The following is a 17,086-nucleotide window of genomic DNA, read 5'->3' as shown; positions in this document are numbered from 1 at the left end:
TCCAATTTCGTATTCTTCTCCATTTTGCAATATGCATGGTAAGAAGAATATGGATAATTTTCCTCATAGGCTTTGATGCCAAGTTAAAAGGTCCTAAACTTTCCAATACCATAGTCATTAAAGCATCACTATCGGGAGTAGTGCGGTGGCCTGCCAGACAACAAGGCGGCGACCGGCCTTGCTGGGAGGGGATTTCTGCTGGCTTGATTTTCTTTGCTTCGTTTCTTTTTATTTAACCTGCCCTGAAGCAAAGCAACTCAGGGGAAAAAGAAATGAAGAGACTAAAAGATCTTTTGTCGAACAATAGCAAAATTTTCACCTTCCAATTAAGTTAGCCCAATTCCATCTAACTTATTGTAATATTCAGGTTGACGGTTATTAAATTAATCCAATCAAACTTAATTGATCAGCTAAGGTGTTCAGGGAGTACTTCATGAGAAAACGAGTCAAAAAAATCAAGGCGGTCAAACCTTATTTAATATGAGGGGTTTACTAAAACCTAATGCCAACCCTTCACCTCACTACTCCTCCGATTTCCCGACTCATCTACCCAATAGATATACCAAAGTTTGGCACCAGATGGAATAGTAACCTTACCTTTTGCTTTATCAAGTGGTATCAAATCCCATTTTCTTTCAGGACTACGTTTGGTATCGGCAGTGTAAGCCAGGTAAACCTCTTCCGAAGCATGGGAAATGGAATACTTCGCCTTATCCCCTTTTTCCTTTAATTTAATTGAACTAATAAATTTGGACTTGTTTTCTAATGTAGTACTGATAAATCGGTAAATCTCACCGGGTGCTGCGCCATGAAGGTGGCTGTGTTTCATTTCATGGATTAGCGTAAACTGTGTATGCTTGGCCAGATTGGCTGTTTTTTGCCAGTTTTCAACGAAATAAGCAAAATCATTGGTGCCGTTAACAAATAGCATAGATGCTGCTGCATTTCCCACATAACTGGAAGGGTCCCAAAGTTTTACCCAACGTTCGGTTTCAGCGACCCCAAAGGAATCAAATTGTTTGTCCCAGGCACTGCCTTCTTGTAAAAAGCCACAGCCATATACAGGCACTGCCGCAGCAAAGCGCTGGTCCACTCCTGCTACCAGATTGGTCAGGTACCCACCCCAACTAATACCTGTAATGGCTGTCCTTTTGGAATCTACATCAGGAAAAGACCGGATAAGAGAATGTGCGCGGATAATATTGGATACTGAATGGTATTGCCATTGTTCCGTAAAATCTTCACCTAGCTTATAAAACTTGTAAACGTCGTTCTGTTTGGGGCCGCCAGTTTCCATGCGGCTGCGCTTCGAACCCCATGGATTGTCCTGTTGATCTGTGGGCAAAGGCTGGTCTCCACCAAGATCCATGGCGATGGCCGCATAGCCTCTTTCAGCCCATTCCAGTGCCCAAATTCGAAAAGCCGTTCCTCCCCCACCGTGTACCAGTACAATTCCAGGAAAGTCCCCAGTTTCAGAACTTCCAACCCCAATTGTAGCCGGGCTGGCGTAGTAGGCAAATACTTCCGATACCTGCCCTTCATATTCCTCACCAGTATAAGTCAAGGACCAAACAGAATCCGATTGGTCCAACCATTCAAAGTCGGGCGCTTGGGATAATACCTTTAAATCCCAGGGAATTTCTCCCTCCAGTGCCGGAGGCAGAGAAAGTCCCGTTTGTGCCATAACAAGCCCTTGTAAAAAAAATAGCGCTAACCCTATTAAAATAGTTTTTTTCATGCCGATGGTTTTTGGAATATTTTGTTCCAAAATAAGAATAATATTGCTGAAATCATGAAGAACCTAAATTCCGCACCCTATTTATTTAATTAATTAGTTTTTATAGCGATAAAACCTTCCAGGTTTAAATTGCCGAATTTTAACATCAGACTGATTTTCAACAAAACCTGGAAGGTTTGTGGATTTAAGGAAGAATTAAAATGGATTATTCGGTTCCTACAAAGTTTAATTTTAAAATATTAACCAATGATAAAAAGAAAGATTTTTTCGTTTTCATTCAAAACGATATCTTTAGAAAAGGAACAGCGATGAAGAATTGATTGAATTAAGTAAACATTGAAATAACATGGCGATTTTTAGACAATTCACAGCGAATAGCATTTCTATGAAACCCTACCCTTTCTGGAAGGAATTGGCTATGGAGGCTTATCTATTGGAGAATGAGGATATTTTAAAGTTGGATGAGCAAAATTTCTCAGAAGTAGAAGTCTTGGATGCGGAAATAGCTTTAAAAAGTGGAAGAAAAACAGGAGACGGACGAATAGATATTCTTGCTAAATACGGTGGAGAGTATTTGGGAATTGTGGAAATCAAATTGAATGAAATCGATGAGTTAAGTCTTAGTCAACTTGAAGAATATCTTTCGGTTCGTGCCCAGATATTGAATTTGGGAGAATACTGGCAGGAAGATGCAGAACCAAAATGGGTTGGGCTTCTTGTGGGATCTTCTATAAGTGCCGGGCTACAGGAGCGTTTATCCCAAGGTTATCAATTTCATGGAATCCCAATAGCTGGAATGACGGTCAAGCGATTTCGCAGTGAAAAAAATGAGGTTTTTGTTATTTCAGATACCTATTTCAATTTTTCCTACTCTAATAAAGATTATTCAAAATTTATTTTCAAAGGAAAAGAATATAATAAAGGCAGACTTGTGAATGCAGTGGTTAGAGCGCATGTAGAAAGGAATCCTAAAATCACCTATTCAGAATTAAAACATGATTTCCCTGATTATATTCAGGGAAGTTTCGGTGTAGTGGATTTGACAAGTAATGCTGAAGATATATATCAACGTTGGGGGCATAAGAGACATTATATTAAGGAAGATGAGGTGATCCAGCTTCAGGATCAGGCTATTTCAACCTGTACCCAATGGCATCCTGAAAATATCAAGTCATTCATAAAACAGGCCGAGAAATTAGAATGGAGGATAGAGTTAAAATAAGTTATCTCGGAGTCTAAAATTTCGATAAGTGATTTTGTCAGTATTGTTGCAGAAAAAAATGGCAACAATACCGCCAAAATCGTGTTGTTCTCATTGTTTTACCATGGCCTGACGGCCATGGCTATAAATATTTCACCCCTTTAGGGTGTTTTGGATTTAAAAGCTTCACAATTATCATCATCATAGGGAATTAAATTAAACTATAAAGAATTAGATGGAATTCTAAGACATTGGGAAAAATGTAACGTAAGACAGCTAACTTGAATTTACTATATTTTTTTTCCGGCCTTATGGAAATTAGTAAAATGGATTGCTCAATGGCGTTAAGAACAAAAAAACTGTCTGACGCCTTTTCGGCGGAGTTTTTTTTTGTTTAGCCAGTGAGTATTCATTTTGCGTTAAGATTTACATACAGCCTTGACTTTTTTGGTTCGTTTTTGTGTCAAGACAAAAATGAACAAGAAGAGATAAGGATAACCAGTAGCTTAAACTTTTAAAGCATATTAGGCGGTTAATTTATACCTATTATTTTATGAGTTAGATGAAATTCTAAGACATGCGCAATACCTATTATCCTACAATCTTTCCCCAATTAAACTTCTAATTCAACCCCGCGCTGAGGTAATTTGTGAAAGGTTGCTGTTGCAATAACTCTGAATACCAGAGGTAATCAATATAGGCCAGGTAGATTTCCTTTTTTATGCGGGCAGCCATACTTTTTGATTTGATCATGCTGCCTCTCAGTTTGATCATGGTAATGGGATTACTGTCTTCTATTTTTTGAAGACTGGATGCTAGCGCAGGAATATTTAAACTGTCCAAGCGATTTTGTAAGTTATTGTAGCGTATGGATAAGTTTTGCAAATTTTTCTTTACCATTTCCACCCCAACTTGTTGTTCAGTTTTTGCTACCAATAGATCGTTTTCTGCCTCTATGATTTCCAGCTTTCTTTTGGTCATATTGTCTTTATTGGGATTGGTAATAGGAATGGCTATCCCAATTCCTATGCTCCATGGCTTTCTTTCCTGTTCTATGCGGTATCCCTGGTACTGGGCTTTTATATAGCCTATGTTGATATTTGATTTGTCTAGTTTCCATTCCGATAAGGCCAAATCAATTTTCTTCTGTCGATAGGCCAATTCGCCTACTCTACTAAAGATGGGTTGGCTGCTAACCAAATACTGAATTTGCTCAATGGGGATTAACTCACTTAGTGTCCATGAAATAGTCTGATTTTGAGCCAAAGGGTAAAGTGCCTCGATATTGCTTCGCTGTGCATCTTCTCCAAAGGTTAACTCTTCTAACTCCACCATTTTTTCTATCTGCTCGATTTTTAGATCCGCATAATCATTGGCATCAAAATAACTTGAAAACTTCTGAGCTGCTAAAATATCAATCGAGGTTTTTATAATTTCTTGTTCTTCCTTTTTTAACTTTTTTAATTCGTTCAGGTAGGCCCAGTTGATGATCGTTTCATAATGGATCTTCATGACTTCTTTTAATTCACGCTGTCGATCCAGTTGTAATAACTGCTGGTAATTTTTAAAATATTCGTTGTTCCGTTTCACTTCCCAGGGATTGGCAGGGTTTAGCCTTACGGTATAATCCTGACGGTCATTGTCTAGCTGATTGCTTTCGGTGCGAAACTCCAGGCCCCGAATTAAGGAAAGTTTATAAGGGTTTTCGTCCAAAAAATCATCCTGGGTGTCAAATACCTTCACGGCAGATGACTGTAAGGCCGATTGTAGAAAATCTTCCATGGTCAACTGGGCATAGCCCATAAAAGGCAAGAACAGGAAACAACTAATAATAAGTATTCGCATGGCTTATCGTATCAAAACTTTTTCTCCATTAGAAAATGTGTTTTCAGCAGGGATCTCAATAAACACTTGTTGGCCAAAGGCTTGATTGGCCGTAGACTTTTGCACGATTTCAGGCAATTTACTGACCGAACCATAGCCAATTATCTCCCCCTGAACGGAGTTTCTAAGCTGGTCATAAGAGGAGACGCTAACGATTTTCCCAATATTAAACTGAGTGGATTTCTTTCCTATAAGGTAGGCAACCACCGTAGTGGGGTGTAAAGGGTTTATTTCCAATAGAGAGCTAAAGGACTCCACTTGTTCTCCAGCTTTTACATAAACATTTTTTACTACCCCAGAAGCAGTAGCATATTTATTCAAGTTGCTCTTTTGGGTTTCTAACAGCTTCAATTCACTTTCCCAAAGGTTAATTTGATTTTCAAGCAACTGCAACTCGGTGGTGCTTTCCTGCTTTACATCCTCAATTTTAATGTTTAAAGCTTCGATATGCTTTTGCTTTTGTTGTTGCAGTGACCTAATTCTGACAGCCATGGGAGAACTGGCATCAGCCGATGCTTCAATGGAAAATTCTTTTGTAATTCCTTCATTCATCTTCATCTCACTTTCCATTTCAAGAATCTTTGCATCAAGCTCCTCAAGATCGATTCCCACCTGGGCTTTGATATAGGAAATCTCAGCATTGACAAGCTTTGCTTTTTCCGCTCGTTCTGATTTACGAATGGTTATCTGGTTCCTGAGTTTAGTGATGTCGATTTCTAGTTCCTCACTGGTAAGTTCCACCAAAAGCTCTCCAGCCTTCACTTCCATCCCAGGCACAATGTGTATGGCCTTCACCAAAGCTGCTTTCTCTATTTTCACCTTGTATTCAGCCGTTTGGGCGATTCCTACCGAGGACTCCCCACTCCCTTTAAAATACCTTCCACTGATAAACAACATCGCAACCAGCATTGATGCTATCAAAACATAAAACCAATTCATATTTTTAGCCATTAGTCTGGAAGGTTTTCGTTAGAAGCCAACTTAATTTGTGATATACCTTCGATTGCTTTGATGTCATTAATGAAATCATCTTTTAATACACCATTATTTAAGGTTATTGCATATTGATACCGGGTTGCCATTTCTTTATTGACTTGTATGGTCAACATGCGAAAGCCCTGACAATGGTTTTCAAAAAGCCCGGTAATGCTTTTGAGCTTATCGCTATCCTCTATGGTAAAATGCAATTGATTGTGGTACTTGAAACTTCGGAAGGGTGAGGCGTGAAGCAGTAAAGCCACCAGGCAAAAAAGAATAGCCCCAACAAAAGAGATGGTGAAGCCATAAACCCCAATGGCCAAACCGGTACTTAAAGCAGCGAACAGGAACAATACATCCCTTGGATCATCGATGCGGGTACGAAAGCGAATGATGGCCATCGCCCCAAATACTCCTAAGCCTCGGGCAAGACTGTCTCCTATCGCCATCATTACCAAGGAGGTTACGAGGGCTCCTAGAATCAATGACTGAAAGAAATTTTTAGGATAAACATCACCCGTAAATGTGAGTTTATGGGTGATAGCGATCAAGGAAGACAAGACAAATGCCCATATAAAAGAGTAGGTAATGTTTACCAATTGTGGGTATTCATAAACCGGTTGATCAGGAAATAATTCAAACATATTTTCAGTTGATTAATTATTGGTTTGACCAGGTGTCGGGTTTTCCATTGCTGCCCAAGTAGTACCACCATCTATGGTTCTTCCCCAGGATATATCTTTCTCCTGGGCCTCGAAAGTATAGGTATCTATGGTTCGTCCATCGATATAGAATAAGCCAATGTCTTCCCCATCTGCACTCAAACTGAAATTAAGATGCAGCACACCTTCATTGGTTGATCCATCGGCCCAAAGCACCAGGTATCCACCAGCGGGAATAGTGGTGGCATCAGCATCATCAGAGGAAATTTTATCCGCAAATGGGTCCTCTTTATTGTCTGAAAGATACATTCCTGCAATGTTTACAGCAGTAGTTCCAGTATTGTGAATTTCTATCCAATCGTCAAACTCTTCTTCCCCACTATCAGTATCTGGACAACAAGTGTCATTACTGGCCATAAACTCGTTGATGACGAGTTGGGGTAAAGGATCTGTATTTAATAAGTAGTATTCCAGGTTTTCCGGTGCAGTTGCTGGCTTAAAGGTCGAAAGCCCATTGCTACCCACTGCTTCCACATAATAGGCCACAGTTCCTTCAGTACCCATTCTTGGGATAGTTCCTGTATAAGCAGTACCGCTTTGGGACGACATGACAACTTCCGTAAAGGCACCATCATTGAATTGGTAAAACAAGCTTACGGAGGCAACACCAGCAGTTGAAATCAGTTCGGCGGTTACAATTACCTCCTCATTCAGTGTCGGAACGGAAGGAGTACGTGATAGGGAATTAATGGCAGGAGCGCTATCGTCCCCATTGGACTCCTCTTGGGAGGTAGTACCAGTAATTTCCCAAAAATCGGAACCGTCAGGAAATCTTGCGTAGGACTGTCCATTGTCAAGGTTTGGGTAGGCAATATTGTCGATAAGTGTACCAGCTGCGCTCTCCAATGAAATGACTTCCCCATCTCCCGACAGTTTAAAATTGGTATTAAGTCCTGATCCTAAATCATTGCAAAGCAGCACGAGAAAGCCAGAACCGGGAATGGTAGTACCAGCAGGAAGGCTGTAAGCATTGCTTTCATCGGAAATGACATAGCCCCCTATATCCTGACTGCTTGCTAATGCATTGTACAGTTCGATCCAATCTTCACCGGAAGCAAATATTTCATTGATAAAAATACCTTCAGTTTGGGGGACTATTTCTTCCTCTTCCTCACATGCAGCGGTAAATAGCAGGCCAAATAAGAGACATGAAAAAGGATTGAAATTCCTTTTTCTAAAGGGTGCAAATTTTCTAATTAGTGCCATAAAATGCTTTTTTCAATATCAGGTGATTAAGAGAACAACCTATTGTCTCAATATTAAGATTAGACGAGATACCGCTATAAATCCCTCGCTGTAGGTCCAAAATAAATTCAATTAATAGATTCAAGCCTGTATTTTTAAACCATTCTGGTTTCTTTTTGAGTAACCATTTTAGGTTATAAGTGTTGGTATTCTGATACTTGGGGGTAATGATTGATAGGTGATCCTGATTGGAAAAAAAGCTAAAATTCTTCACCTATTTCCTTAAAAATATGAGAAGTTAGGATTTACTTAATACCAAGGAATTTTATTTTTGTGTAATAAATCACCTATCGTGTTTACAGAAGATCATTCTTTGAATTTTAGAAATTACAGCTTATTACTTCACTGTATTCATCTAAAAATTAAGTTTTCTTACTTAAAAGATTTTTTCGTTTTCAATCAAAACGATATATTTAGAAAAGGAATTGTACCTGAAATTTTTCTTATGAATAAAAGGCCGAGTTAAAGAGGTTTTTGTACCCTGACTATCGTGAAAGGGTGATTAAAATATTCAATACAAATTTCGCCACTAAGTGTTTTAAAAATTAAATCCATCCTAATAAAAAATTAAAATTCAAATATCAATAATAAGTATTGGCAATACAACTCATGTAGTTGCTATCAAATTATTTGATAAAATTGAACCAAATTGTAAACCTTAAGGTTGACACTATGAGAATTGTTAGTATATTTGAGCATAGAAAGAATTGTCTCTACGCAGTATTGTATGAAGACAACGACTTTGATGCGCTGGAAATACTACAGGAACAATGGTCTGATCCAGAGGAATTACGAAAAGTATTCAAACAATTTAATAAGGATTATGAAGCCTTTTATGGTAAAACAAAAATTAGCCTAATCGTAGAAAAAGCAATTGAGGATGCTGACCTTCTATTTGAAAAGTTATTTGAATTGGCTGAAGATGAATCAGGAAAAAATCTAAACGAATTTTTCAAACCCCTTTACAATAAGGAAGATGGGAAACTATATGATTTACAGCAACTAAAAGGGTATGGAATGCTATGGAATTCATTTTTGAGGATTTATGCCATTCGATATGGGAAATCTTATGTGATTACAGGTGGTGCCATTAAGTTGACCGAAAAAATGAATGATAGGTCTCATACTAAAACCGAGTTATATAAATTGAATTTGGTGAGAGACTACCTAAAAGAATTTGGAGAAGAAGCAGAGTTCGTTTTTTTAGATATATAAAGTTATGAACAAGACAGAAGAAAAATTAAAATCCCAGGCAGCTAAAAGCCCTACTTCCAACTGGAAGGAGAAAGTTGCTTTTAGAAAAGAAAATAAAGCTTGGCTCAAGAAGTCAACAAGGGTTGCATTGCGTGTGTTAGATGCGTTGGAGGAAAAAGGGTGGAGCCAATCTGATTTGGCAAGAGAATTGGGAGTTACCAGACAGCAAGTAAGCAAACTAGTAAAAGGGCAAAGTGATTTTAAACTTTCTACTGTTTCCCAGTTGGAGAAAGTTTTAAATATCCAATTACAAGTGATATTATTGGATAATGAGGAAGTGATGACAGAGGAATTGATTCAAGAAAGACTTAACGAAGAAATTATTGATTATCATCGTAAATGGGCCTATACCCAACAATATTTAAAATTAAAAAATAAAAGTACCAATCCTCAAGTGGTGATGGCTATAGATGTACCCTTAGAGAAAGATTTCCCAATGGCAGGATGAAAGCAAAATTTTCACCATTACAATTACTGGACTTCAAGCTTTTGGAGTCACACTTTGAATTTCTTGCACCTGAATCTAGTGATATTGACCACAAAAAATTGTTTTTTTCATATCCTGTTGAAATAGATTTTGATATAAATTCTACAGAGGATAATAAAGAAATCCAGTTGATTACCAGAATTAAAGTAAATGCAGACGAGGAGTATAAACTCCGGGGCTATAAAATTTTAGTAGAAGGTGGTGGAACTTTTAGCATTAACGAATCCGAGAAAATGGATGAAGGATTGAAGACTAATTTATTGAAGTTTTCTCCCTTGAACATGATGATTAATAATCTTCGAAATATAATGTATCAAATTACTAACTTAGGGCCGCTGGGTGGGTATTTATTGCCTCCAATAGATATATCGAAACTACTTCAGGACAAAATTGAAGAGCAGGAAGCCAATTAAGTCATCCGTTTGGGTTTTGATAAAATTTCAGTCAAACCAATTTCCGATTCATCTCAATAATCATCTCCCTAATTCTTATATCCGACGCATAAACCACTCCCTGCTGATTCATAAAGGTAGTTTCAGGAGAATTTAGGTGTAAATTTTCTCTTTTACCATTGGTTACAGGCAATGCCAATTCTTCAAAAATCAACCGTGTGGCTGCAAAATCCCAAATGCTGCCCCCTCCTTTTTCCTTTCTTGGGAATTTAAAATAGCAGGCATTACTATGGGACAAAACGGACATGGCATTCCGCACTGCTCCATAACCAACATGGTAAAACACATTGGTATAATTCTGACCTTCTGCCCATTGTTGTGTCCTGTCTTTTAGTTCTTTAAAATAACTCGCGCCCTGCATGCTTCTGTCCATGTAGACATGTAATGAATCATCATCGGCAGGGTTGGTAAGGCTAAAAGATTCACCATTTAGAGAAATGCCTTCCCCTTTGATAGCACTGTAACACAAATCCTCATCAGGTATATAGACAGCTCCGACCACAGGATCTCCAGATCGAGAAATAAGGGCAATGGAAACCGCATAACCGGGACGCTGCTCGGTAAAAGGCAAAGTGCCATCCAAGGGATCAATGCACCAGAAATAATCATTAATTAAGCGGGATTCATCATCTGCAGCTTCCTCTGTGAGTAAACCCAGATCATGCTTGGCTATACTGGGAGCCAAATGTTTTAATATAATGGCCTGGGCCTTGAAATCAACTTCGGTCACTACCTGAGAAGCCTTGGAATACCCTCCCTGCTTTCTTTGTTGACTGTAAGCTTGATCTACCTGGGATTGAATCAATTTCCCGGCTTCTATGCTTGCGTTTATGGCGCTTTGGCAAAGTGTGGTTAGGCTGTTTTTGTTGAGCATTTATACGTAATTTAATTCTTTCAATACGGACTGAGTAAGTCTCTTGCTGTACCCATGCATCTTCCAGTGACCATCACTCCATCCATCGAGGAAGCGGTAAAGGTCCGCCCATGCATATTTATAAAGTGCCGACCATTCTTGTTTAACCAATTGGAAATCAATTGGGTTAGCCATCGTTGATTCAAGTTCATTAAAATAATGTCTTAACAGCTCCTCCTCGTAGTGTTGGCAGTCTTCCTCTGCAAAACAACTGCTAATAAAGTAAGCTACATCCTTTATGCCACATCCTCTGCCCACATATTGAAAATCCACAGCTGCCACCTGATTTTCGGAACCAAAACAGAAATTCGCCACCTTGGCATCTCCATGTAACAAGGTCTGAAACTTGGCTTCATTAAGCCTCCGATCAATGGCTGAAGCCATCTGCTTTAGGGATTTGTTTTTCATTTTTGCCAACTCATCTGGCCTTGTATCCAGGTACCAATAGCTGCCTATTTCCCAAAGTCCTTTAGGTTGAACCTGCATGAATTTCCCATGGAAATGTGCCAGCCAGGTCAGGCAATTTTTGGCAGCCGAAATTGAAACGGTTTCTGGCGTTAGTCGGATAGGAAAACCTGAAACATTGAGGTCTTCCATTATAAGCAATCGCATGCTTCCTTCAGCTTCCGCATGTAGCAGTTGTGGCACACGGCAATTCGGATTGGTTAAAGGAGCATAATGTTGGTACCAGTAACTTTCCACTGCATAGGATCTGACTTTTCGCTGATGGGACAAATCCGTATTCCACCCTCTGGGATGCTTGCCGGATTCGGGAAGTAAAATATGCTTCACAATAACGGACCTGTGCTTCCCTCCTTCTAATGTATAGCGTTTAATGGTGCCATAACCACTCCATAAGGTTTGCACATGTGCAGCATTTTCAATGGCTTTGGCTTCTGTACATTGGAGGATTTGGTATTCGATTGAGGGCATGGACTGTATAGGATTTTAAATTTATGGAGTTGTTGTACTTTTGAAAAATGAGCGAGCTGTCTTCTACTAGATTAACATAGGCTATGGAAAACCAAATTACCGAAATTTTCTTCTTATAGGCGAATTCTGTTTGGAATTATACATGTCTGGTATATTCTCTTCATACGGACACAAATCCCTCCTTTAAGGAGGAAAAAGGGATTTTCGTAAATGGCTATCTTATGCTTATTTCCTATAATTCATCGGGCTGATAAAGTTAGCAAGTAGTCCGCATCCGCTAAATATAACGTGCACAAATCCCCCTTAAGGGGGCAGGGGGATTTTTTTCAATTAAATCACTAATAAAATAGCCGGAGGATTTTCCAACAAAATAGAGTTGTCAATGCATTTTAACAAGGTGAAATCCACTACTGGAACGACTAAAATCTCCATCCACCATAAAAGATTGTATAAAAATGGCAAGACTGATGCCGGTTTTTAGGTTCAGTAAGGTTAAATTACCCCTTCAAAATGCTAACAACCTTTTAAAGACTAAACAAACCATGTCCCGCTTACAAAGATTACCCAAATTAGTTTATACGAATTTTTCCACTTGCTATAGGCATTGGAATTACATCATCTTCATCGTTTTACTAATCAGCTTTTCTTGTGAAAATAAGCAAGATAAATTACCTGCTGGTGACCTAGATAATGGTGGATTAATCATCCCTGGCGGATTTGAAGCCCTAGTGGTCATTGACAGCGCCGGTCCAACACGCCATATCACAGTCAATGACAATGGGGACATTTATGCCAAACTCCGCTTTTCAAGAGATAAAAAGGGAGGCACCATTGGTATGCGAGATCTCAATGGAGATGGAAAAGCAGACTCAGTTGTCCGCTTTGGAGACTATGAAAGTGTAGGAGGTTCTGCGGTGGGAGTTACCATCCACAATGGATACCTCTATACCAGTACAGTAACTCAGGTATTGAGAAATAAGTTAAGCCCTGGGGAATTAGTCCCAAGTAGCAAAACAGAAGTTATTCTCACCGATACGCATCCCAATGTAGCCAGAAACTGGCACACCACTAAGCCTGCTGCTTTTGATGGAAAGGGAAATATGTATATCCCATTCGGATCTCCTTCTGATGCAGGACAAGATATTGAAATCTATGGACCAACGGGTACCCCTGAAGGAAAGGGCTTGGATCCCAGTCCGGAACGCGAGATGAATGCAGGCGTCTGGAAGTTTGACGCTAATAAGGAGGGGCAATTTCAATCAGACGGTATTAAATATGCCACCGGACTTCGTAGCATTGTCGGCATGACCTGGAGTCCACTGGATGACCAACTTTATGGAGTAGTCAATGGAATAGATAATTTTCATACCCTGTATCCAAAATTATATTCATCTTGGCAAGCTGCAGTATTACCTTCCGAAAAATTAGTAAAAATAACTGAAGGAGCTGATTTTGGCTGGCCGTACGCCTATTATGATCATTTACAGGAGAAAAATGTTTTGTCCCCCGGATATGGAGGTGATGGCAAGATCATTGGCAGAGCTGCAGATTTTGATAATCCTGTAGTTGGGTTTCCGGGGCATTGGGCTCCTATGGATTTACATTTTTACCAAGGAAACCAATTTCCAGAAAGGTACAAAAAAGGTGTGTTCGTTGCTTTTCACGGTTCCACGGATCGATCTCCCTATCCGCAAGCTGGATTCACCGTCTGCTTTGTTCCTTTAGACAATGGGATAGCTGGTGATTGGGAAGTCTTTGCAGATGGGTTTGCCGGAGTAGATACAGTAGAAAATACTGGAGATGCTAAGTACAGGCCTATGGGCTTGGCCGAAGGCCCTGATGGCTCACTTTATATATCCGATTCGAACAAAGGAAAAATTTGGAGGGTCATGTACAAGGGGAACAAAAAGGAATTTGGAGAAAAGCAATTGGATGAAATGAACCAATTGACCACGAACAAAACCTATATCAAAACACCGGTAGAGGGAGTTGACAATTTGGATAAAGGCTCATTGCTTGAAGGAGGAATCCTTTACAATACTTATTGTGCTACCTGCCATCAAAGAAATGGGCAAGGAGACAACAACAGGTTTCCTCCCCTAGCCCAATCTGAGCGCGTTGTTGGGGATCCTGAAATACTTGTTGAATCAATTCTAAACGGCATTCAAGGCGAGATTACTGTTAGGGGAAAAACATTCAATGGGTATATGCCACCACACGCCAATATCCTGGATGATCTTGCGGTAGCTTCTATAACCACTTATATTCGAAGCAGGTGGGGAAACAAAGCCAGTGCCATCACTCCAAGTGAAGTCACCAAAATCAGGGCAAAAGTGGTAAAGTAACCTAGAAAACCCTCCTCAATCGTAATATTATTGATTTACAAGTTGTTCATGCTTTTTAACTGTAATATGAAAGCTATCATCTTAAAAAAGGCCAAAAAACAAAGAGGCTTGTTAACCTATGGAATGATACTCTGTATCCCCCTTCTATTAGGGAATGGAAGCTGTTCCGAAAAGCAGGATATCTATTCCAATTGGGGAATTTACAAAGCAGACGGGGAAAGCACTAGCTATTCTCCTCTTGATCAAATCAACAAGGAAAACGTATCTAAACTTGCTCTGGCATGGGTTTTTGAACCGAATGATACCATTGCAGGGGCCAGACCACAAAATAGCGAAAGCAACCCGATTATTATTGAAGATGTACTATACACCACCTCTGCCCGCGGACGGCTATTCGCAGTAGATGCAGGAACAGGCGGATTGAAGTGGAGTTTTGACCCTTTTAACGGGGAACGAGGAGGTGGAATCAAACGGGGAGTAACGTACTGGGAGGACGGTTTGGACAAACGCATTCTGTTTACCGGGGGCGATAAACTTTTTGCCATTGATGCATCCACCGGAATGCCAATCCCTGAATTTGGAAACGCAGGTAAGGTGGACTTAAACGAAGGCATGCGTGGCGATCCAGATAAAATCTCGGTAATACCCACTTCACCAGGAATTATTTTCGAAGATTTGTTGATTTTGGGTACAGAGGTTTCCGAGCTTTATGGTGCAGAACCAGGTCACATAAGGGCTTATAATGTGCGTACAGGAGAATTAACCTGGACTTTCCACACTATCCCTTTGCCAGGCGAAGTGGGTTATGAATCATGGCCAAAGGATGCATGGAAGTATGCTGGAGGTGCCAACAGTTGGGGAGGATTTAGTTTGGATGCATCTCGGGGAGTGGTCTATTTTTCTACAGGATCCCCTGCCTACGATTATTATGGTGCTGACCGCAAAGGAATGAACCTATTTGGCAACTCTGTAGTAGCGGTGAATGCCCGAACCGGAGCGTACATCTGGCACTTTCAAACTGTACATCACGACCTATGGGATTATGATTTGCCTGCGCCACCAAACCTGATTACGGTAGAACACGAAGGTCGAAAAATTGATGCTGTAGCCCAAACTTCCAAAGTAGGATTTATTTATTTATTGGATAGAGAAACGGGGAAACCATTGTTTCCCATTGAAGAAAGACCTGTTCCCCCCTCGGATATACCTGGCGAAGAGGCTTGGCCAACCCAGCCTTTTCCGCTAAAACCCGCTCCCTATGCCAGGCAATATTTAGACGAATCTGACCTAGCCCATTACTCGCCTGAATCTCGGGATTCTCTGATACAGGTATTTCGCTCTCTTCGCTATGAAGGGATTTTCACTCCGCCTTCCGTAAAGGGAACCTTGCAGTTTCCCGGTTCACGCGGAGGATCAAGCTGGGGAGGTGCTGCCTTCGATGCCTCTACTGGTCTCCTTTATGTGAGGTCAAATGATTCACCAGAAATCATGCGCATGAAAAAAGTGGAGCCTGAAAATGCCATCACCAACCTATCCGTTTTCAAACAGGGAGAGTCGATCTATTCCACTTATTGTGTTAGCTGTCATGGGCGGGACAAAAATGGAGACGAACAGGGTAACCCTTCCCTGGTTGGATTAAAAGGCAGAATTAGTGAAGGAGATGTGCTAACCAAAATTAAACAAGGAGGAGGTAAAATGCCAAGCTTTTCCAGTGTCATTAATGACAAAGCAAAGGAAGAAGCTATTCTGGCCTACCTCTTCGAGAATAAAAGTATAGGAAGCCCGCAGCAGGAAAAATCTTTGTTGGATGAAATCAATAACAATCAAAATGCATCTATAGAGACCCAAGCCGTAGAAGGACTAAATCGATACCTGAACCTTACCGCTTATGGATATTTCAGGGACTCAAAAGGAAGACCGGGAATTAAACCTCCCTGGAGTTTGCTTCATGCTATCAATTTAAATACAGGTGAATATGCCTGGAGCGTGCCATTAGGAAATAAGCCTGAGTTGCAGGAAGGGATACAGGAGACTGGCGATACGGGTTCCGCCGGACCCACGGTTACCGCAGGCGGACTGGTTTTTATAGCTGGCACTCGAGACAATAAATTTAGGGCCTTTGACAAGGATACAGGAGAAAAGCACTGGGAAATTGATTTACCGGGATTTGCCAATGCCAACCCAAGTAGCTATATGGTGGATGGCAAGCAATACATAGTACTTTCTGTCGGAGGTAATTCAAAAAATACGGCCGGATCCGTAATGGCGTTTTCATTGCCGGATTGATTAATGGCAAAAAACCTTTGCAAGCCTATCCCTTTACTTTGATTCAAGCTTTTGCAATATTTATTTCGTAAATTCAAAATCTAAAAAACAAGATCATGAAAAAGAATATTTTAATTGGTGTCGGAGTGGTATTTATACTCTTTGTTGTCTGGGTTGTATATGGCTTATTCATTGCAACTCCTGTTAGTCCACCAACCACTACGGCATACAGCGAAGGTGGTTTGGAAATCACCATTGATTATAGTCAACCTTCAAAAAAAGGTAGACTTATTTTTGGTGAGGAAGCGGATGATGCACTTCAACCTTACGGGAAATACTGGAGGCTAGGTGCCAACGCTGCTACTGAAATCACTTTTAACAAGGACGTTACCTTTGGAGGTAAGCCTGTAAAAGCAGGGACATACAGCATGTATGCCGTTCCCGGAGCTAATGCCTTTAAAGTGACCTTAAACAGCGAAACAAATATTTTCTTTGGTGTGGCAGAGCCTGATCATGAATTGGATGTGGTGACGGTTGATGCACCAGTGCAAAAAACTCCTTCAGTAGTGGAGACATTTACCATAGACGTTGTTACCACTAAAAGCGGTGCTACCATTAATTATAGCTGGGATCAAACGCTATTTACCGTACCTGTAGCGCTACAATAAC

At 40.3% G+C, this 17,086-nt stretch carries 15 protein-coding genes; 8 read left to right on the top strand and 7 right to left on the bottom strand.

Annotated features, from left to right (window positions below):
* The first annotated feature begins 35 nt into the window (after positions 1 to 35).
* Positions 36 to 236, top strand: coding sequence for a hypothetical protein (locus CA2015_RS20805; RefSeq protein WP_048643640.1), 201 nt, complete (start codon positions 36 to 38; stop codon positions 234 to 236).
* A 263-nt stretch (positions 237 to 499) separates the two neighbouring features.
* Here the strand turns inward: CA2015_RS20805 and CA2015_RS20800 are convergent, their stop codons facing one another.
* Complete coding sequence (locus CA2015_RS20800) at positions 500 to 1,738, bottom strand: alpha/beta hydrolase family protein (RefSeq protein WP_157470562.1); 1,239 nt, start codon at positions 1,736 to 1,738, stop codon at positions 500 to 502.
* A gap of 346 nt (positions 1,739 to 2,084) precedes the next feature.
* Between CA2015_RS20800 and CA2015_RS20795 the strand changes: the two genes are divergently transcribed.
* Positions 2,085 to 2,960, top strand: coding sequence for a PDDEXK family nuclease (locus tag CA2015_RS20795; protein ID WP_053086724.1), 876 nt, complete (start codon positions 2,085 to 2,087; stop codon positions 2,958 to 2,960).
* A 600-nt stretch (positions 2,961 to 3,560) separates the two neighbouring features.
* Here the strand turns inward: CA2015_RS20795 and CA2015_RS20790 are convergent.
* Genes CA2015_RS20790 through CA2015_RS20775 form a run of 4 tightly spaced genes read right to left on the bottom strand, consistent with a single transcriptional unit; the run spans position 3,561 to position 7,729 of the window.
* Complete coding sequence (locus tag CA2015_RS20790) at positions 3,561 to 4,784, bottom strand: hypothetical protein (protein ID WP_157470561.1); 1,224 nt, start codon at positions 4,782 to 4,784, stop codon at positions 3,561 to 3,563.
* Positions 4,785 to 4,787: 3 nt separating this feature from the next.
* Positions 4,788 to 5,774 (bottom strand): HlyD family secretion protein, encoded by a 987-nt coding sequence (locus CA2015_RS20785; RefSeq protein WP_048643637.1) that lies wholly within the window; start codon positions 5,772 to 5,774, stop codon positions 4,788 to 4,790.
* On the bottom strand, positions 5,774 to 6,445 hold the full coding sequence (locus CA2015_RS20780; protein ID WP_048643636.1) for a DUF4956 domain-containing protein: 672 nt from the start codon (positions 6,443 to 6,445) through the stop codon (positions 5,774 to 5,776). The genes CA2015_RS20785 and CA2015_RS20780 overlap by 1 nt, the downstream gene beginning before the upstream one ends.
* Before the next feature lie 12 nt (positions 6,446 to 6,457).
* On the bottom strand, positions 6,458 to 7,729 hold the full coding sequence (locus CA2015_RS20775) for a lamin tail domain-containing protein (RefSeq protein WP_048643635.1): 1,272 nt from the start codon (positions 7,727 to 7,729) through the stop codon (positions 6,458 to 6,460).
* Between the two features lie 711 nt (positions 7,730 to 8,440).
* On the opposite strand from CA2015_RS20775, the gene CA2015_RS20765 reads away from it, so the two are divergent.
* The 3 genes from CA2015_RS20765 to CA2015_RS20755 are packed head-to-tail and all read left to right on the top strand — an operon-like array spanning position 8,441 to position 9,922.
* Entirely contained in the window at positions 8,441 to 8,983 is a 543-nt protein-coding gene (locus tag CA2015_RS20765; protein ID WP_048643633.1) for a hypothetical protein, read from the top strand.
* Between the two features lie 4 nt (positions 8,984 to 8,987).
* Positions 8,988 to 9,470: a helix-turn-helix transcriptional regulator gene (locus tag CA2015_RS20760; RefSeq protein WP_048643632.1), complete on the top strand. Its 483-nt coding sequence runs from the start codon at positions 8,988 to 8,990 to the stop codon at positions 9,468 to 9,470.
* The gene (locus CA2015_RS20755) at positions 9,467 to 9,922 is read left to right on the top strand and encodes a preprotein translocase subunit SecB (RefSeq protein WP_048643631.1); all 456 of its coding nucleotides are present in this window, start codon (positions 9,467 to 9,469) and stop codon (positions 9,920 to 9,922) included. Before CA2015_RS20760 ends, CA2015_RS20755 begins: the two co-directional genes overlap by 4 nt.
* Positions 9,923 to 9,953: 31 nt before the next feature.
* On the opposite strand, the gene CA2015_RS20750 is transcribed toward CA2015_RS20755, so the two are convergent.
* Together CA2015_RS20750 and CA2015_RS20745 are read right to left on the bottom strand one after the other, a co-directional pair.
* Positions 9,954 to 10,835, bottom strand: a complete 882-nt coding sequence (locus CA2015_RS20750; RefSeq protein ID WP_048643630.1) for a 3'(2'),5'-bisphosphate nucleotidase CysQ family protein — start codon at positions 10,833 to 10,835, stop codon at positions 9,954 to 9,956.
* Positions 10,836 to 11,807, bottom strand: coding sequence for a phosphotransferase (locus tag CA2015_RS20745; RefSeq protein ID WP_048643629.1), 972 nt, complete (start codon positions 11,805 to 11,807; stop codon positions 10,836 to 10,838). It lies immediately after the preceding gene.
* Between the two features lie 455 nt (positions 11,808 to 12,262).
* Between CA2015_RS20745 and CA2015_RS20740 the strand changes: the two genes are divergently transcribed.
* From CA2015_RS20740 to CA2015_RS20730, 3 genes are all read left to right on the top strand, one after another.
* The gene (locus CA2015_RS20740) at positions 12,263 to 14,152 is read left to right on the top strand and encodes a c-type cytochrome (protein ID WP_240477864.1); all 1,890 of its coding nucleotides are present in this window, start codon (positions 12,263 to 12,265) and stop codon (positions 14,150 to 14,152) included.
* 66 nt (positions 14,153 to 14,218) lie between these two features.
* Positions 14,219 to 16,438, top strand: coding sequence for an outer membrane protein assembly factor BamB family protein (locus CA2015_RS20735; protein WP_084011929.1), 2,220 nt, complete (start codon positions 14,219 to 14,221; stop codon positions 16,436 to 16,438).
* Between the two features lie 95 nt (positions 16,439 to 16,533).
* On the top strand, positions 16,534 to 17,085 hold the full coding sequence (locus CA2015_RS20730) for a DUF2911 domain-containing protein (protein ID WP_048643628.1): 552 nt from the start codon (positions 16,534 to 16,536) through the stop codon (positions 17,083 to 17,085).
* Position 17,086: the final 1 nt, after the last annotated feature.

This window comes from Cyclobacterium amurskyense, assembly GCF_001050135.1.
Lineage (GTDB): Bacteria > Bacteroidota > Bacteroidia > Cytophagales > Cyclobacteriaceae > Cyclobacterium > Cyclobacterium amurskyense.
This window is presented reverse-complemented; position numbering and strand designations above follow the sequence as displayed.